The sequence below is a fragment of the Fonticella tunisiensis genome (assembly GCF_004364155.1).
GTDB classification, from domain to species: domain Bacteria; phylum Bacillota; class Clostridia; order Clostridiales; family Caloramatoraceae; genus Fonticella; species Fonticella tunisiensis.
On record NZ_SOAZ01000027.1, the window covers coordinates 1 to 17,226 of the forward strand.

The window sequence follows — 17,226 nt, forward strand, 5'->3', positions numbered from 1 at the left end:
ACATATATAATTCGATAAATGTTGGGGGATATCCTGCATATAGATGAATGCAGAGCCTTGAAAATTAAGCCTTTCAAGGTTTTGCAAGAGACTAAAAAATATAAAATAAAAGGGGGAGAAATCATGAAAAAAGGTTTTGCAAAAACTGTAAGTTTATTATCCATTTCTACTTTACTCCTTGCTGGCTGCGCTTCCAGTAAGACTGAAGGGCAAGGTTTGAAGAAGAACAGTGAAGGATTAACTGAGATTACACTCGGAACCTACAACGGTACCTGCGAGGCACCACTTTACATTGGTATTGAAAATGGTATCTTCAAAAAGCATGGCCTTGATGTAAAGCTTGTTAACATAAATTCCGAAACACTAAAGGAAGGACTTGCATCAGGAAAGATAGATGGAGCTCAAATTTCTCCTGGAATGTTTAAGGCTATTGAACAGGGGCTTGATATTAAGCTTACAAATGGCGTGCACACTGGCTGTATTCAGGGCGTTGTTTCTGTAAATTCCCCAATCCAGTCAGTTAAGGACTTAAAGGGCAAAAAGATAGGTATAGATGCCATTGGAGGAGTTCCTATGGTTCTTCTGTCCATTGAGCTTGGCAAAGAAGGTATAGATGCAAATAAGGACGTTGAGTGGAGGGTATATCCACAGCCGCAGCTTCAGCAGGCACTTGAGAAGGGAGAGGTAGATGCATTTGTAGCATGGGATCCCTATGGAGCAATGGCAATATCCTCAGGTAAGGCTAGAAAAATATTTGGAAATATGAACAACAACCCGCAGGCGGATGACAGCTACTGCTGCTATGTGGGAGTGAGCGGCAAAATCGCAAAGGAAAACCCTGAAATAACCAAAGCCATTACTGCTGCATGGGCTGAGGCATCGAAGTGGGTACAGGACCATCCTCAGGATGCAGGCAGGATCACTGTTGATAAAAAGTACGTAAGCAGCGGAGATGAGATAGAAAACAGCAAACTCATTGGAGATTATAAATTTGTAGGAGATAAAGAAAAAGCAAAGGCAGACTTTGAAAAGACCCTTAATGCCATGAAAGCCCAGGGAATACTCGATTCAGGTACAGATGTTAAAAAGTTAGTTCAGAATACCTTTATGGAGTAATCGATGTGTAAAAAGGTCATCCTTTGCAAGAAAAACATCCATTTATGAAAATCCATAATCACCTTGATTCACATATAAACATAAATCAAGGTGATTTTTTACTATCCGTTCATCTGTCAGCAATCCTACCCCAGTCTATAGGCTCAAAAAACATCCCTTTGGAGTTTTTTATTATATGTCAGATTTCATTTATTGTGTTATAATACATACATACGGGGAGGTTTGATAATGAAAAAGCTGATTATTTTTATCCTGTCATCCCTTTTACTTTTTACTTCCTGCACAAATAAATGGAACGTAAAAAATGGATCTTCGCAGGGTAATAGAACAACCGGGGAAACTAAGATAGAAGTTAAAAACACAACTAACATTCAGGATAAACTAACCGGCATAAGAGGCGTAAACCTTATATATAATAAAGATCTGAATTTGAACTTTGAAGGTTTTAACAAAGTTTTCCTTTCAATAGATGGATTTAGAATTTCTAAAAGCCCTTACAGAACCGACTTTAGAGTAATGAAGACAGTTGATCATTCAATAAGCCTTCTTGAAGATAAAAATATGGATTACTATATCAATATAACCTCCGGACCTGGAATATCTAAAAAGGATGGACTATACAGCATATTCCAAAATAAAACTGAGGCACTTTACTTTACTAAAATGGTAGAGGAAATAATATCAAGATACAGGAATAAGCCGCACTTTATGGGAATAGCTTTAGATATTGGGGAAGGAAGTATTCCTGCTGAAAGATATTACGATACAATGGGCTATATAATATCAAAAGTTCAATCGAAATATAGCGACATAAATATCGTCCTTAACCTCCACCCAATGACCTTTGAGGAGGATTTAAACGATATTTATTTGCCTGATTTTAATAATGTAACCCTTAACCTTCCAATAACCTTCAGTGCCATTTCCTATCCAGGGTATGCAAAGGGCGTTGAAAAGTCCTACGACATCGATAAAAATGTGCTTCTAGATAAACTTACCTCGTACATGAAGCTGGCGGATAAACATAAATCAAAGCTAATGGTTTCGATTAACAGCCCATGGGTTGATAAAACCGAAATACTTCTTCAGGATATGTTCGAGCTTGTTAAAATGCTTAAATTTGACTTTAACATATCCTATGGAAACAGCGAAGATGCATTTGATTTTAGGACGAACGAAGAAGTTTTAAAGGTAATAAAAAGACACAGCCTTTAGTGCTGTGCCTTTTTATATTACATTTGCGTTATTTTGTTACATTAAAAGGAGCAGTACAATTATTCCAAGTACAATTCTATAGTATGCAAAGGGTGCAAGCTTTCTCTTCTTTATATACCCCATAAAGGCTGCAACAACAATATATGCAACTATAAAGGATACAGCAGTTCCAATAAATAGGATAATCCATTCTGAAGAAGTAAATACATATCCTGTTTTTATGAACTTCCATACCTTTAAAAGTGAAGCTCCTGCTATTGTCGGTACTGCAAGGAAGAATGAAAGCTCAGCTGCCACTTCTCTGGAAAGGCCAAGGAAAAGGCCTCCTATTATGGTTGAGGCAGAACGTGACATACCCGGCCACAGTGCAAGGCACTGGAAAAGCCCGACAACAAATGAATCCCTGTAGGTTATGTCGTCTGTTGATGTAACCTTAACCCTCTTAAGCCTCCTTTCAGCATATAGCAGGAGTAAACCTCCAACTATAAGGGCTGTCGCAACAGGAAGAGGGTTATCCATAAGGTATTTATCTATGGCGTCTTCAAAAAGAACTCCAAATATAACCGCCGGAATTACTCCAACTACAACCTTTCCCCACAGCCTGTACACCCTTCTGGATTGCCCTTTATCCTTAAAGTTTGGGAAAAGCTTGTTCCAGAAATACAGCACAACTGCTATGATGGCTCCAAGCTGGATTACGATGTTAAATGTGTTTGCAAACTCACCTGAAAAATCAACATAGTGGCTAAAAATTATCAGATGCCCTGTTGATGATACGGGCAGAAACTCTGTTAATCCTTCTATTATTCCAAGTATAATCGCAATTAATATTAAGCTCATCTTACCCCTCCTTTATCTACCTTTATAGAATACATCATTATTTATGCTCCTTCAACGGCTTAAACAACTTTTAACAAATAATACATATAAAATTCTCATACATTCATATAAAATCTAATTTCATAATATATTTAAAGTAAAGAGCTTCCCGGGAGTGGTTATTATAAACTACTTTGATTGTGTTAACGAAATAATGATAAAAAACAAAAATACATTGTCTATAAGATGGCTTGGGGTATTCAGTACTGTAAAAAAACTTGTGGAAAGAAGGCTTATAAGCCCCTACAGGGATATCAATTTCATTGGGGAGATAGAAATAAAAGGACAAAAAAAGATACAGATAAGATGCTGCAACAAAGACAACAAAATATCAAAGGAGAAAGGCTATCTTTGCTTTTTCGATAAAATAAGCCCTTCAAAGTTCGATTACCTCATATGCGTTTACTTCGATAAATATAAAAATATGCAGGGGCACTATATTTTTACAAAGGATGAGGTTGTTAACTATTTCCCTGAAATGATGGACATAAACGGAAACACCCTGCCTCAATATAAGGGTTTATATATACCTCTCGATGAAAAAATGGATAAAGAGCTAAAAACCCTTGTTGATTTTGCCTTTGAAAACTGGGAGAAAATCAAATAAAGGACCTGCTGTTATCAGCTGGTCCTTTATTTTTCTATTTTCAAAAAGTCGAGTTATGTAAGTTATTGTATTAATTCGACATTCTATAGAAAAGCAAATTTCCATTTAGTATACTTTTTATTGACATATTTTCTATATGAATAAGGGTGAATAAAAATGAAAAAAAACGTAAATCTACATTATTTTATAAACTCAATTCCTGTGGCGGCATTTGTTTTATCCATAATTCTTCATATTTATGGTTTTAATCTTTTTATTAACTTAGAAAAATATAATATACTGCATTTTTTTGCTGAATCTGCAATCAACATTGTAGCTGCAAGTATTTTTTTGCTAATTCATTACTCCTATCCCTATGAAAGCAAAACCAGATATGTTGTATCAGGAAGCCTTTTCCTCAGCACTGTAGTTACAAACATTTTCCATACGTACTATTCATTTAATGGCAATACATTCCTTGGGGTATTAACCTCAAACCTTGTTTACTTTACACTGGCGTTAACTATTTTTCTATCATCTATATTGCCCGAAAGACCATTAAGTAAAAACAGGTGGATTGTAAATGTAATTCCTTCTTTCTTTATACTCTATAACATAATATTTATATCGCGGAATAGCCATATAAATTCTACCACGGATACAATCATCAAAGATTTCATTGGCAATCAAGGGGGAATAAACGTTGCCGCTTCGCTGCTTTGTCTTTTTTCTTTCATCGCTATAGTATTGCGTCATAAAAGGAACAGGCAGATAGAAAATATCTATCTGGAAAACGGTATAACATTTTTACTGTTCTCCCTGGCCCAAAAACTTTTATCATCGGCCCCTAACGACATATATTCAATTGCATCGCTCCTCTTTAAGCTCGCAAGTATTTGCTTCATATTTAAAACTTATTTCGTAATCAACATAAAAAAGCCCTATAAAAAATTGGATGAAGCAAGGAAATATGCTGAGGAATTGAACAGCATAAAAACAGATTTTATGGTTAATCTATCCCACGAACTCAGAACGCCGATTAATATAATTCTAAACGCTGTAAAGCTTATAAGGCTTCGGGAAAGAAATATATCCTATCTAAGGTCTATTGAAAAAAACTGCCACAGGCTCAATAAGGTCTGTCAGAACCTAATATTGTTTAGTGAGATAGAAAACGACTGCATCCAGATAAAGAAATCCGAAACAGATGTTATTTTTATGATTGATGGAATACTTGAAGAGGCGGAGGAAATTGCCGATAAAAAAAAGCTTGATATAAACTTCGATTTTGAGGAAAGGGACATCATTATAACCGATGCCCAAAAACTTAAAACCATTATCCTTAACCTTATTTCAAACGCAATAAAATATGCTCCCATTGGCGGCACCGTAAACATAACGCTTAGGATTAATGAAAATCTCGAACTTCAGGTTTTAAACAATGGCCCTGTTATAACCGACAGAGAAAAAAACAGAATATATGATAAGTTTTATAAGTCAAAGGACAGGTCACTTCCATCTACGGAAGGCCTTGGAATTGGCCTTTATATATCGAAGAAATATGCAGAAATCCTTGGCGGTCAGTTGGAGACAGTAATATGCGGAGGCTTCACAGGTCATAGCCTTAAAATACCCGTTATAAAGTCGGACAGGCTCACATCCGATGAATATGCATATGATATTACAGGTTTTTTCACAGATATAGGATAATATAAGCGGTGTTTTTACACCGCTTAATCCTGTACTGCTATTGCATCTACGGGGCAGCTTGCTTCTGCCTCCTTTGCTGCATCTTCAGCTCCTTCTGGAACAGGCTCAGCAATAACATGAGCTTTTCCATCATCCTTTAATTCGAAAACATCGGGTGCAATTGACGGACAGAGTCCGCATCCAATACATGTATCCTGGCTTACAACTGCTCTCATTCACATCACTCCCTTATGAATTCATAATCGTATTCTTCCCTCTTAACCGAATTTTTAAACATTAATGGAGCCTAATATGCTGTCGGATATGTTTTTAAACTCCTCCCTAAAGGCTTCAAATTTTTCTACTCTTCCTTCATCTGAAAGCTCCATTAAATCCTTATCCATTGGAAGCTCTCCTAAAAGCTTTACTCCAACCTTATTTGCAGCCTCCTGTGAAGCGTTTTTGCCGTATATATCTATTCTCTTGCCGCAGTCTGGACATGTTATATATGTCATGTTTTCCACAACACCAAGGACTTTTATCCCCATTTTATCAGCCATGTTAACAGCCTTTGCAACTATCATTGAAACCATGCTTTGAGGAGTTGAAACCATAACAAGGCCTGTTACAGGTATTGACTGCATAACTGTCAGTGCAACGTCACCTGTTCCAGGTGGCATATCAACCAGGAGGAAATCAAGCTCTCCCCATACAACATCTGTCCAGAACTGCTGAACGGCTCCCCCTATCATTGGCCCCCTCCAGAGTACAGGCTGAGTTTCCTGCGGCATTAATAGGTTCATAGACATTACATCTATTCCCTCAGATGTTTTTACAGGATATATGTAGGTTCCATCCCCTGTAGCCCTCTGGTTGTTTATTCCAAATAACCTTGGTATGCTTGGGCCTGTAATATCTGCATCCATTATGCCTACCTTAAAGCCCCTTCTTTTTAACTCCACTGCCAGGATGGCTGTTACCGTTGACTTGCCAACGCCACCCTTGCCGCTCATAATCCCTATTATATGTTTTACCCTATTTTTCGGGTTATTTACAACACCACATGTGTTCTGCTGGTTATTGTTTTGTCTGCTGCAGTTTCCATTCGATGGACAACTCTGGCAATTTGACATATGCATCATCTCCTGATTAAATAATATATAGATTAACCCTTGTGCTACTCTAAAAAGCTCATTGGAATAAAAGCAGATAAATTTACAGACCGGCGCTGCGATAAAAAATATATTTCGATTATTTTTAGTTTAAAACTAAAAGCTCTAAAAGTCAATTTATAGGAAGGTGCCAAAATGAGTAAAATATCATCCTGTGAAAAGTTTTTTATAGGAAGAATTGCCCTTGGACTTGAAAATATGGGTGAGGCAATAAATCAGAAACACATCGAAAGACTTCTCAGCGAAAGCCTCGAAGGGGATAGAGAATTTATAGATAAAATTAAAAGCGCTCTTACAAGCGCTTATTTAAGGGATATAAATGATTTTAAAAAGAAGCTTGTTGCAGTCGATCCTTCCCCATTATGGTATGACTCGGTCATAAAACTTTCTAAGGGAAGGGAAACCCTTCTAAGGGATATAGTGATTGAGTGGTATTCAAAATATACAAAACCGGGATTTTGGAATATTATAAAGGGCCTGTTTAAGAAAAACCAATCATAGGTAAGGGCTATTATCCTTTTATCTTATCATAGCCCCCAGTGCCTTTGAAATTAACTCCGCCCCTTCCCTTGCATTGTTCCGTTTCGATATTTCAAACCTAAGTGAAATTGATGAGAGGTCGTCGTTGTATCCGTTCTTCGCATCAGAAAGGATATTAACCCCTATGCCGATGTTTTTTAAGGTATTTTTTATTTTATTCCCATGCTCCAGGTTTTCCATATATCTTGTTTCATCCCTACTTCCTATCTTTATTAGAAGTGTATTCTTGTTCAAAACAGCTGCAGTGGCGTTAATATCAAGAAGTACGTATTTTTTACTGCCTTTAACCGATTTTATTATTTCTTCCCTTGCATCGGCATTACCCCTAATACCTAGATTTAAAACGTCATATCCCATGCTTTTAAGTGATTTCTCACAGCTTAATAAAATACCTTTGACGCTGCTGTTATCCCTTAGCGTTCCTCCACTTGTGGAGTACAATATAAAGTAAAAATCTCTATCGTTTGGAGAAATCGTATACCTTTCAAGTTCCTTTGCCTCATAAATCAGATATAATATTGATACAAAGGTGGCAAATACTATAATAACTATTGCAATTATCTTTGCCCTTCTCAATTTGTCCCCCCGCAAAAAGTGCTCTAAAGCCCTTTACATAAAAAGGCCCCATATCCTATAGATATGAGACCTTCGCAGAGAATATTATATTAATCTTATATAAAATTTTCCATCGGAAGTTAATTTTACTTCAAATTTCACAGTTACATTGTTGCTATCCTTTACCGATACTACGGCACTGGCGTCCTTTCTAGTGCCATTATAACTTTTTGTATTAACGGTTATATAATAATCGGGATTTTCAACTTCTCCGGGATATTTAACTTCTATACCATCCTTGCTGATATTGTCAAGTATTCTTTTCTGATCTACCGACATAAGGTTTCTAGTTACAATATAATCCTTTCTTATATCCACCACAGCAGTTACATTGTCCTTCTTTGGAAGCTTCTCAAGGACCTTTTCAATCAAAGATGTATAGTATTCAGGAACATATTCATCGGATTTTACTTTTATCATCCTTTTAAAAAACTCATTTTCAATGGAGTCGTCTATATGATAAAGTTTATTGTTTTCATCAATTAAATTTGCAACCCTTTTATCACTTATTCCTGCTATATATTTAAATGATGCTATTTTCTTAGTTTCGCTGTAAAAATCGAAGGTGAAGTCCGGATCTAGCTTTGGATCCTCACTGACCTCAACGGCCTTTAAAACTATATTTTTAAACCTTTCCTTGTTTCTTTCCTGGCTAAAGGTATATTTTTGGGATGATCTGTTATTTATTATGTTTATTCTTTGAATTTTTTCCTTATCAAGACCTGTTTTTGCAATATTTGGATTCACCTTATTTGAACCACAGGATGTAAATATCATGGCTATGGAAATACACAAAGCCATTAAAAACCCTTTTCTCATAAAATCACCTACTCCAATATCTTTCCCATGTTATATATATCATAGTATTTTCCATTGATATACATTCCCTTTGTAATTCTGCCTTCAATTTTAAAGCCATATTTCATATAGAAGTTTATAGCCGCTGTATTGTTCTCCACAACCTGTAGATCTATTTTCTTTATTATTTCATTTGAACTTGCCCATTTCAAAAAATATTCCATGAGGTTTTTACCAACTCCAATGCCCCAGAAATCCTTAAGAACTGCAATGCCCATATCTCCCCTGTGTTCAAGCTTCTTCCTTTGGGAACCAACAAAGCTTACATTGCCTATTATTTTATTGTCGAGTATTGCCACAATATAAAGGCAGTTATTCCTGTTGTTTAAATTTGATATAAAAATCCTTTCCTGCTCTTCGGTAAAATAAAAATCGTCTATTCCAAAGGTAAGGTTATCGGACTCTCCACCCATTTTAGCATACATTTTTACTATTTCATCTGCATCCCTTTCCTCTGCCCTTCTTATAGACATTTTTCTTCCGTCCTTTAAATCATATACCATCACTTGAATTCCCCTCCATATATAATTTTATACAATAAAATAAAAAAGTACAGCATGGCTGTACTGGCGCAGTGATAAAAAATATATTGCTCTCACAACTACGCTTGTGCACATTCATATATTTTTTATCACAGCTTATTAAAAAAAGAATTAGCTCTGCATGAAACAAAATTCACCAAAAGATTATGAAAAAAGTTTCTAAATTAATCCGCTTTTCAGTTCAAGAACTAAAGCGGAGATAAAAATATATGCAGGCCGCATTTTAGTAAGCAATTAGAAGTTCTTGGCACATAGGATGAAGCAGAGCCTTAGAAGGGTTCGTGGTGTCTGAGCGAGAGCGAGTTTATAAGCCTTCTTAGGTTATGCGAATCCGGTGCCATAGAACTTCTTTGCGAAGCGTAGCAGCGGCTGGAATATATTTTTATCGCAGCGCCTACCTGTAGATATTATCTACCTTTATTCCAATGGACTTTTCAGAGCAGCACAATGCGTTAAGTTAAACAGTAAAACTCCACCAATCAAAATGAATATACATATAAACTGCGATGTAGAAAGAAGCCCAAGGCTGCCCCTCGGGTCATCCCTGTAAAATTCTATTACAAACCTTCCTATGCTGTATAAAATCATATAAAGGCCGGCAACCTTTCCATTATTTCTGGGCTTACTGGCATATATCAAAAGAATTGCAGCTATTATAAAGTTTCCAAGGCTTGAATAAATCTGAGTTGGAATTCTTTTAACCCCTGGAGCAACAAAGGGAGAGTTGTTAAAAACGATTCCAAGGGGGCCTGCGGTTACCTTTCCATAGCAACAGCCTGCAAACAGACATCCTATTCTCCCAAAACCCTGGGCAATGGATATTGAAGGAGCAATCAAATCGAAGTATGGTAAAAAGTTTAACTTTTTCCTTCTGCAGTATATGTATGCAGCTAAAGCTCCACCTATTATTCCCCCATATATCACAAAGCCCGCCGCCAGCATATCCTTTAAAACCACAGGATTTTTAATAATATAGGGCGCCTCTACAATGAGAAATAAAAGCTTTGCACCTATTACTCCTCCTATAATCCCGTATATGGCAATATCCGCTACAGCATCCTTGCTGAGCCCTCTCCTTTTTGCCCTGTACATAGCAGTTATTATAGCTGCTGCAATGCCTAAAGCTATCATAAGACCATAGCCGTGAACCACGAAATTTCCTATTCTTAGTAAGACAGGATACAAAACATTACCCCCCTAAATAAAAGTAAATGCTCTCCAGTAAAAATCCCAGTAAAAATAAGACCAGACAGAACACTACAATGAATATTCCTGTCCAGAAGCCCTCCCCTTTAAACTCTTCAAAGCTTTCAAGCATCGCCTCCTCAACATATGGATTTTTAAATATGTTTGCGCCGTCGATTGGGTTCGATGCCCTTACTCTTCTAAGCTTTGGGTCCTCATTTCTTTTATAAAGCTGAGGCACTGCAAATATAAGGGAAAAGGCTCCAAAATAATAAAAGCTTGTATATATGTTTTTCATTACCGGTGAATGCTTAATAAGAGAATATACTGAAGCTATAACCGATAGAGCTGCTGCAGCTATAAGCGCATATAGTGAATATCTTTTGATTCCATATAAGATGTACTTTAATTTTTTTCTTTCGTTCATAAAACATCCCTGCCTTATCCTTTTAATTTAAAAGTTGAAGCTATGCTGTCAAAAAGCCTTTTTATGCTCGGGTTATAATCCGATTCCTTGATAAAAAAACTTATTCTGAAGAATTCATTGCCCGTCATAGGCACAAAATATTCCGCTGCACTGTAGTACTGATTGTCATTTCCCATTCTGGAATAGGTCACTACATATCCTCTATAATTTCCTATGGTTGAAGGAGTCATTTTGTAATTTTTTAAGTCAGCTACTCCCGTTGGACTGAACCTGCTCTCATCAAGAAATTGTTTAAGGCTAATATTGATCTTCCAGACCTCTGCAAAGCCCCTGATTTTATTATCCGGAGATGTAAATCCACCATGATATTTAATTTCTTCCCCTGGAAAATACTGCAGCCTGAAGCTCCAGTCAGAGGGCAGCTGAAACTGAAACCTATCGGTACCATAGGTTTTCATAGGTTGATTAACAAGAATGGAATCATATGATGACCTATACATATCCATTATTCCTCTCCAGCTTAAGGAAAATGCAATAATCAAAGTAATTGTCAGTGCCGTATAAACGTATACAATTTTTTTCTTCATGCATCATCCTCCCATATATTTATATGGAAAAAAGTCACATAATATTATCATATCATTGTTCTAGTTTTTAAATTATAAAATATAGCTAAAAATCAGAAGCCCCAATTTACGACTTCTGATTTTTTATAACCTATTCACGGTTTAGTTTTGGTATCATTATGTTTCCTGTAAACGGGTTATAATACATTATCCACATTCCTCTTTCATTGTCCTTGAAGGGTACCCACCTTACAAATCCCGTCATGCCCATGTATGGCTGGTCGGAAATTATATTCCTTCCCTCTATTCCATACATAATATACTTTATTTCATTGTTATCATCATATTTTATTCCAAAATAATAATGTCCGCTCTTCTTAAAATATTTAATGTAATTGATGTATGGATAGGTCATTTTCAGATGATAAATGGCACAGTAGTATGGATAATACTGATTTTCCCTTATCGGTACATCATCCCTTTGAGGAATTAACCACCATTTTGTTCCCCTAAGTTCATCAGGAACATCCTCAAACGGTGAAAAATCCTTAAGGACATCATTAAACATGTCTGCATATTTCTTCCTGCCCTTGCTTTCCCCTCTAATTAAGTCAGGGTTAACATCCTTGATTCCCTTAACCTCTTCCATATCATACTCATTAAGCCTTCCAGGAATATTTCTGACCTCATCCCTGGTTACAGGTGTGTAAGCGTTTTTGCTTCCTCCAGATAGCGGTGCCTCTGAAGCTGATTTTGGTGCGTTCGAATCCTTAGACTGTGGTTTTGAGGAAGCCCGGGCTGAAGATGAACTGCTCTGAGGCTTTAGTGGTCCTTCATCCTTAGATTGTGAAGTTCCTTCGGATTTGGCCGCCTGGGACTTTGCAGCTGAAGAGGGCGATGATGTTGCTCCCTGGGATTTAACCTCCTGTGGTTTTGATACATTCCCTTCTTTAGACTGCGTGGCCCCTTCAGATTTATCCGCCTGGGGCTTTGCGGCTGAAGAGGGCGATGATGTTGCTCTCTGGGATTTAACATCCTGAGGTTTTGATGCATTCCCATCTTTAGACTGCGTGGCCCCTTCAGATTTATCCGCCTGGGGCTTTGCGGCTGAAGAGGGCGATGATTTGGACTCCTGGGACTTAGGTGGCGAAGCATCCTGCTGTTTAGTATCCCGAGGCCTTACTCCTTCTGTGTTCGCTGGTTTATTTTCATCAGGATTGTCCTTCTCAGAACTCCTCCTTTGATCAGGCTCTGCCTGAGCCTTAAACTCTTTCTCAGCCTCATCCTGCTTTTCCTCAACCCCTTCAGCATTACCCTCTTTTTCATCTTCACTTCTTTCAGCCTTTATTTCCTCTTCCTCGCTGTCCCTCTTTATTTGTTCCTCATATTCCTTGAACTTCTTTGCTTCCTCGTCGAGCTCTTCATCTGTAATATATGTTTCATCCTCTTCGCTGCTCCTTGGCTTTGATACAAGCTTCTCCTTCCATAGTATCCTATCCTTCCCCACATAGCCCGATACAGGTGCTAATATGGTATCACCCTCAACGATTATGGCAGCTACATTAAACCTGTCGACGGGAACTCCCGTACCTGCTATATCGTCCTCTTTAAATTCCCACCAGGTTTCTCCTCTTCCCGTTTCATCTATGCTTATCTCACCAAGTTTAGCTACAACTGGAGGATTCTTCGTAGCATCTATAAGGCAGCAGGTATATGGGCCCTTTTCTTTTACAAGGTTTTGTGCATACACTGTAATTTTACATTTTTCATTACGCGTTTCAATCTTTGTATATCCAGTAGGTGGCTTGTCAATTGCTATTCCAAAACCCCTGTCGTCTTCTTGAAATATAATGAAATACCTATTATAACTCTTTTTAGACGTCACACTCCTACCCTCCCAATTCTATTTCATCATTATAATATATGAGGTATGTGCAGGAATGTGACCAATATTTTTACATATTATCCCTTACCCTATCGGAAAGCTTTGCAAACTCTTCTATGGTTAGGGTTTCACCCCTTCTTTTAGGATCTATTCCTGAATCGCTAAAAACCTTCTCGAGCTTTTCCTGGCTTAATCCCGTCTGCTTTAAAACGTTCCACAGGGTTTTTCTCCTCATATTGAAGGAATCCCTTATGATCTTGAAGAAGAGCTTTTCATCATTAACTTTAACCGCTGGCTCCTCAAGTATTGTCATTTTAATTACAGCAGATTCCACCTTTGGCTGGGGTATGAAGCAGGCAGGAGGCACCCTGGTTATTTTTTCAACCTTTGTATAGTACTGTACAAGGAGTGAAAGGGCACCGTATTCCTTTGAGCCGGGCTTTGCCACCATTCTGTCTGCAACTTCCCTTTGAATCATAATTATTATGGCCCTAAGCCCTGGCTTTTCCGTAAGAAGCTTTGATATGATGGGCGTAGTTACATAATATGGAAGGTTTGCAACAACCTTAACCTCCGTAAGATTCTCCTCCTCAATAAGCCTCTTGAAATTAACCTTTAGTGCGTCATTATGTATTACCTTAATGTTGTTATAGTTACCAAGGGTCTCATTTAGTACGGGTATAAGGGTATCGTCGAGCTCGATTGCAACTACCTTACTTGCAAACTTGGCAACCTCCTGTGTCATTGTTCCTATTCCAGGTCCAATTTCTATTACACAGCTCTCATTATTAAGTTCTGCTGCCCCAACTATTTTGTCCAATATGTTTTGATCTATAAGGAAGTTCTGTCCAAGGCTTTTGCTGAACTTAAATCCAAAATGGTTTATTATATCCTTCGTTTTAGATGCAAGACTCACTCAACCAACTCCTTTGCTTTTTGTATAGCCCCTTCAAACTCATCCCTTGTAATACCATATCTGTTTAATCTGCTTAAAAACTGCTTCGCATTTCCATAGCCTATCCCAAGCTCCCTGCCAACTATATCCCTCATTTTTGTAGCCATCGGTGAGCCTGTCAGTTTGTTTTTTATAAGATCATCCATTGTAAACTCGTCTCTTTCCCGTCTTACTTCTGTTTTTACCTTTAAAAGGGCCTCCCTTATACTTTCAGGGGATGCATTTTCTATGCCTATATCTCCGTCCTTAGTACCCAGCTCCCTTGGAAGAAAGGCATGCTTGCACCCAGGAATCTTTTCAGAAATAGTTCTTCTTATCCTTTCTCCTGCAAAGTCAGGATCTGTAAATATTATAACCCCCCTTTTTTTCGCAGCCTGCCTTATCCTTTCCATTATACTGTCGTTTATGCCAAATCCCGAGGTTATTATAACATCTGCATCCACAGCTCTTTTTACAGCGCTAACATCATCCTTCCCCTCAACCACTATTACTTCCTTTATCACAAAATCACCCCGTTTTATTTTTTGCAGATATACATATTAAATATATCAAAAAATAAGGCGGATTTTCCGCCTTATTTTAAAATATACACATTTGTATAATGTGTGGACCATGATCTTCCCATTTGCTCCGGTGGGAAATAAAGGTCTATGACGTTTCCTTTAACTGCTCCGCCTGTGTCCGCAGCAATAGCGTATCCATAACCTTCAACATAAAGCCTTGTTCCAAGTGGAATTACGTTTGGATCTACTGCAACGGTACTATAACCGTTAGGATCACGCTTTACTTTCATTCCTGATGCAGTAATTCCACTTGTTGTTGGAGTATGGGGCGGCCCTACAGTGTAGGAAGTTGCTTTCATTCTTAATTTTTTGACGTAGTAAACCTTTTCTCCTCCTCTTGAGGGCATGAACCATGAAAGTGCACCTACCGATATTATTTTATCCACAGGAGCTTTTTTTATGGTTTGGCTTACCGTTTCCCTTGCAACCTCTTTACCATTCTCATAGGTTACCTTTATTGTGGTTATCCTTTCTCCATCTACTCCATCCCGGATAACCTTTGTAGCACCCTTTTCAAGATTATTATCCGTCTGTTTTATGGTTTTATAGGCTATGGTATCGCTTTTGGTAATTATTTCCTCAGTCACCCTGACAATAGTGATTTCTTTATTTACAGTAAGCATCTCTTTAAGGCCAGGGTATACTTTGTCCTTTTCGTTTACAACTATTCCTTCGGATCTTAAAACATCCTCTACCGTATCTTCCGATGTAGTTATGTTAAGTACCTTGTCTTCCACTTTAATCGTTATTGGAAAAGCCCTCTTGATTGTGATTTCCATATCATCCTTTATCCTATGTTCTAGCCCGGGTAATACCTTATCCTTCTGACCAACTTCGATATTAGCTGATGATAAGACATCCTTTACGCTTGACTTATAAGTTGCGACATTTATTCTTTCACCATCCACCACAATTGTGACTTGTTTTTCTCCCATTGAAAATGCTATAAGGCTTATTACTGTTGCAAGAACTGCAATTACTATTACCCGCCAGTTACCTGAAAAACTCTGTCTTAACTTTTGCATCAACAGATTTTTTAAATTAACCATATTTCCCTCCTTCTGTGGACCAGGGGCGCTCTGGTATTATATCCTAAATAGGATTTAATGTCAAATTTCCCCGTTCCACCTTTAGTTGGTATAAACAATTAAAGGAAAATGCCTTAATGGGCATAACATATTCATTTGTATTCATATTAAAAATTATGAACATAAATTATTCCGTTTATACCTTATACCAACCTTCGGAGGTAAATCACTACTATTATATACAAAAAACAGAGTTTTTTTGATTGTTATATATGTCCATTATTCATGTTAACCTTGAATTTTCTCTAATTTTCTTAAATTTTATTTGATTATCTTTATAAAATAGAAACCGGGCAGATGCCCGGCATTATTTTACAACTTTAATGTATTTGCTAAACTCTAAAATTTTGTTATCGCTGTATGCAACCTTTGCAGTTTTGGTCATTAGTTGCAGTTACCTTTTGTTTTATATCTTTAACATCAAATTTTAGCTCATCTATATCTTTTTTTATGTCTTTTTCCATACTATCCAATTTAACAAGAATTTGTTTAAACAAATCCTCCATAAAAATGATCTCCATGAATTAATTGTTATTAATATTATAACCTATTTATTCATTTCAAAAAAGAAGTCATTTCTCAATATTAAATAGCTGACACGCATTTTCATAGGTTATTCTCTTTATTGTTTCGTAGTCCATGCCCCTTATCTCAGCAATCCTATTAATTATATGAACAAGGTATGAAGAATCATTCCTCTTACCTCTATATGGAACGGGAGCCATATATGGGCAGTCCGTTTCAACAAGGATTCTATCAATGGGAAGCACTGAAACTGTGTCAACTGCCTTTTTTGCATTTTTGAAGGTTACAACCCCCGTAAAGCCAAAATAATAGTCGTGCTTTAAAACTTCCTTTGCAAACTCAGGACTTCCAGAGTAGCAGTGAAGCACTCCCCTTACTCCCTTAAACTCCTTTATAACCTTTAATGTATCCTCATGGGCTTCCCTGTCATGTATTACAACAGGCATATCAAGGCTTCTGGCAAGATCCATCTGTTCTCTAAAGGCCCTTAGCTGAAGCTCCCTGTCGTAGGGCTCATAATAATAATCAAGCCCTATTTCTCCAACTGCAACTATTTTTTTGTTTTCAAGAAGCTCCCCTATTTTATTTATGTTTTCAAGGGCAGCTTCAGGATATTCAGGATGAATTCCGACAGCTCCATATATAAAGTCATATTTTTCTGTGAGCTCAAGGGTTTTATAACACCCCTCAAGGCTTGCTCCACAGTTTAAAACCTTCTCTACCCCTGCCCTTCGTATTTTATCAATTACTTCTTCTCTGTCATCCTTAAAGGCTTCGTCATCGTAATGTGCATGTGAGTCGAATATCATTTTTTCACCCC

At 37.3% G+C, this 17,226-nt stretch carries 20 protein-coding genes; 5 read left to right on the forward strand and 15 right to left on the reverse strand.

Going from position 1 to position 17,226, the window contains the following annotated elements; genetic code table 11:
* Nucleotides 1-123 precede the first annotated feature (123 nt).
* Both EDD71_RS12500 and EDD71_RS12505 read left to right on the forward strand, forming a co-directional pair.
* Nucleotides 124-1,116 (forward strand): ABC transporter substrate-binding protein, encoded by a 993-nt coding sequence (locus EDD71_RS12500; protein WP_166636481.1) that lies wholly within the window; start codon nucleotides 124-126, stop codon nucleotides 1,114-1,116.
* Between the two features lie 228 nt (nucleotides 1,117-1,344).
* Nucleotides 1,345-2,331, forward strand: a complete 987-nt coding sequence (locus tag EDD71_RS12505) for a hypothetical protein (protein WP_133629078.1) — start codon at nucleotides 1,345-1,347, stop codon at nucleotides 2,329-2,331.
* Between the two features lie 36 nt (nucleotides 2,332-2,367).
* On the opposite strand, the gene EDD71_RS12510 is transcribed toward EDD71_RS12505, so the two are convergent.
* On the reverse strand, nucleotides 2,368-3,171 hold the full coding sequence (locus EDD71_RS12510) for an undecaprenyl-diphosphate phosphatase (RefSeq protein WP_133629079.1): 804 nt from the start codon (nucleotides 3,169-3,171) through the stop codon (nucleotides 2,368-2,370).
* Between the two features lie 214 nt (nucleotides 3,172-3,385).
* Here EDD71_RS12510 and EDD71_RS12515 point away from each other — a divergent pair, with 214 nt between their 5' ends.
* Complete coding sequence (locus EDD71_RS12515; RefSeq protein ID WP_207669347.1) at nucleotides 3,386-3,817, forward strand: hypothetical protein; 432 nt, start codon at nucleotides 3,386-3,388, stop codon at nucleotides 3,815-3,817.
* A gap of 156 nt (nucleotides 3,818-3,973) precedes the next feature.
* Complete coding sequence (locus EDD71_RS12520; RefSeq protein ID WP_133629081.1) at nucleotides 3,974-5,506, forward strand: sensor histidine kinase; 1,533 nt, start codon at nucleotides 3,974-3,976, stop codon at nucleotides 5,504-5,506.
* Between the two features lie 23 nt (nucleotides 5,507-5,529).
* Here EDD71_RS12520 and EDD71_RS12525 read toward each other — a convergent pair whose 3' ends face one another.
* Together EDD71_RS12525 and EDD71_RS12530 are read right to left on the reverse strand one after the other, a co-directional pair.
* Complete coding sequence (locus tag EDD71_RS12525; protein ID WP_133629082.1) at nucleotides 5,530-5,721, reverse strand: ferredoxin; 192 nt, start codon at nucleotides 5,719-5,721, stop codon at nucleotides 5,530-5,532.
* A gap of 54 nt (nucleotides 5,722-5,775) precedes the next feature.
* Entirely contained in the window at nucleotides 5,776-6,618 is an 843-nt protein-coding gene (locus tag EDD71_RS12530) for an Mrp/NBP35 family ATP-binding protein (protein WP_133629083.1), read from the reverse strand.
* Nucleotides 6,619-6,792: 174 nt separating this feature from the next.
* On the opposite strand from EDD71_RS12530, the gene EDD71_RS12535 reads away from it, so the two are divergent.
* On the forward strand, nucleotides 6,793-7,158 hold the full coding sequence (locus EDD71_RS12535; RefSeq protein WP_133629084.1) for a hypothetical protein: 366 nt from the start codon (nucleotides 6,793-6,795) through the stop codon (nucleotides 7,156-7,158).
* 18 nt (nucleotides 7,159-7,176) lie between these two features.
* Here the strand turns inward: EDD71_RS12535 and EDD71_RS12540 are convergent, their stop codons facing one another.
* From EDD71_RS12540 to EDD71_RS12590, 12 genes are all read right to left on the reverse strand, one after another.
* Nucleotides 7,177-7,773, reverse strand: coding sequence for a hypothetical protein (locus tag EDD71_RS12540; RefSeq protein WP_133629085.1), 597 nt, complete (start codon nucleotides 7,771-7,773; stop codon nucleotides 7,177-7,179).
* Between the two features lie 84 nt (nucleotides 7,774-7,857).
* Nucleotides 7,858-8,631: a hypothetical protein gene (locus EDD71_RS12545; protein ID WP_133629086.1), complete on the reverse strand. Its 774-nt coding sequence runs from the start codon at nucleotides 8,629-8,631 to the stop codon at nucleotides 7,858-7,860.
* 8 nt (nucleotides 8,632-8,639) lie between these two features.
* Entirely contained in the window at nucleotides 8,640-9,173 is a 534-nt protein-coding gene (locus tag EDD71_RS12550; protein ID WP_243116463.1) for a GNAT family N-acetyltransferase, read from the reverse strand.
* 456 nt (nucleotides 9,174-9,629) lie between these two features.
* Nucleotides 9,630-10,397, reverse strand: coding sequence for a prolipoprotein diacylglyceryl transferase (gene lgt, locus EDD71_RS12555; protein ID WP_133629088.1), 768 nt, complete (start codon nucleotides 10,395-10,397; stop codon nucleotides 9,630-9,632).
* A gap of 4 nt (nucleotides 10,398-10,401) precedes the next feature.
* Nucleotides 10,402-10,824: a hypothetical protein gene (locus tag EDD71_RS12560; RefSeq protein ID WP_133629089.1), complete on the reverse strand. Its 423-nt coding sequence runs from the start codon at nucleotides 10,822-10,824 to the stop codon at nucleotides 10,402-10,404.
* A gap of 14 nt (nucleotides 10,825-10,838) precedes the next feature.
* A complete protein-coding gene (locus tag EDD71_RS12565; protein WP_133629090.1) occupies nucleotides 10,839-11,411 on the reverse strand; it encodes a hypothetical protein in 573 nt (190 codons plus the stop codon).
* Between the two features lie 130 nt (nucleotides 11,412-11,541).
* On the reverse strand, nucleotides 11,542-13,275 hold the full coding sequence (locus EDD71_RS12570) for a DUF7922 domain-containing protein (protein WP_133629091.1): 1,734 nt from the start codon (nucleotides 13,273-13,275) through the stop codon (nucleotides 11,542-11,544).
* Between the two features lie 70 nt (nucleotides 13,276-13,345).
* Nucleotides 13,346-14,191 (reverse strand): 16S rRNA (adenine(1518)-N(6)/adenine(1519)-N(6))-dimethyltransferase RsmA, encoded by an 846-nt coding sequence (gene rsmA, locus EDD71_RS12575; protein ID WP_133629092.1) that lies wholly within the window; start codon nucleotides 14,189-14,191, stop codon nucleotides 13,346-13,348.
* Nucleotides 14,188-14,733 carry a ribonuclease M5 gene (rnmV, locus tag EDD71_RS12580; protein WP_133629093.1) on the reverse strand — a complete coding sequence of 182 codons (546 nt, stop codon included), beginning with the start codon at nucleotides 14,731-14,733 and terminating at the stop codon, nucleotides 14,188-14,190. The genes rsmA and rnmV overlap by 4 nt, the downstream gene beginning before the upstream one ends.
* 71 nt (nucleotides 14,734-14,804) lie before the next feature.
* Nucleotides 14,805-15,842 (reverse strand): ubiquitin-like domain-containing protein, encoded by a 1,038-nt coding sequence (locus tag EDD71_RS12585; protein WP_133629094.1) that lies wholly within the window; start codon nucleotides 15,840-15,842, stop codon nucleotides 14,805-14,807.
* Nucleotides 15,843-16,231: 389 nt separating this feature from the next.
* Complete coding sequence (locus tag EDD71_RS15415) at nucleotides 16,232-16,387, reverse strand: hypothetical protein (protein WP_166636482.1); 156 nt, start codon at nucleotides 16,385-16,387, stop codon at nucleotides 16,232-16,234.
* A gap of 66 nt (nucleotides 16,388-16,453) precedes the next feature.
* Nucleotides 16,454-17,215 carry a TatD family hydrolase gene (locus EDD71_RS12590; protein ID WP_133629095.1) on the reverse strand — a complete coding sequence of 254 codons (762 nt, stop codon included), beginning with the start codon at nucleotides 17,213-17,215 and terminating at the stop codon, nucleotides 16,454-16,456.
* Nucleotides 17,216-17,226 lie beyond the last annotated feature (11 nt).

Coding starts and splice junctions, on each gene's coding strand:
- EDD71_RS12500 (WP_166636481.1), top strand. CDS start 124: ATGAAAAAAGGTTTTGCAAAAACTGTAAGTTTATTATCCATTTCTACT.
- EDD71_RS12505 (WP_133629078.1), top strand. CDS start 1,345: ATGAAAAAGCTGATTATTTTTATCCTGTCATCCCTTTTACTTTTTACT.
- EDD71_RS12510 (WP_133629079.1), bottom strand. CDS start 3,171: ATGAGCTTAATATTAATTGCGATTATACTTGGAATAATAGAAGGATTA.
- EDD71_RS12520 (WP_133629081.1), top strand. CDS start 3,974: ATGAAAAAAAACGTAAATCTACATTATTTTATAAACTCAATTCCTGTG.
- EDD71_RS12525 (WP_133629082.1), bottom strand. CDS start 5,721: ATGAGAGCAGTTGTAAGCCAGGATACATGTATTGGATGCGGACTCTGT.
- EDD71_RS12530 (WP_133629083.1), bottom strand. CDS start 6,618: ATGTCAAATTGCCAGAGTTGTCCATCGAATGGAAACTGCAGCAGACAA.
- EDD71_RS12535 (WP_133629084.1), top strand. CDS start 6,793: ATGAGTAAAATATCATCCTGTGAAAAGTTTTTTATAGGAAGAATTGCC.
- EDD71_RS12545 (WP_133629086.1), bottom strand. CDS start 8,631: ATGAGAAAAGGGTTTTTAATGGCTTTGTGTATTTCCATAGCCATGATA.
- EDD71_RS12550 (WP_243116463.1), bottom strand. CDS start 9,173: ATGGTATATGATTTAAAGGACGGAAGAAAAATGTCTATAAGAAGGGCA.
- EDD71_RS12560 (WP_133629089.1), bottom strand. CDS start 10,824: ATGAACGAAAGAAAAAAATTAAAGTACATCTTATATGGAATCAAAAGA.
- EDD71_RS12565 (WP_133629090.1), bottom strand. CDS start 11,411: ATGAAGAAAAAAATTGTATACGTTTATACGGCACTGACAATTACTTTG.
- EDD71_RS12585 (WP_133629094.1), bottom strand. CDS start 15,842: ATGGTTAATTTAAAAAATCTGTTGATGCAAAAGTTAAGACAGAGTTTT.
- EDD71_RS15415 (WP_166636482.1), bottom strand. CDS start 16,387: ATGGAGGATTTGTTTAAACAAATTCTTGTTAAATTGGATAGTATGGAA.
- EDD71_RS12590 (WP_133629095.1), bottom strand. CDS start 17,215: ATGATATTCGACTCACATGCACATTACGATGACGAAGCCTTTAAGGAT.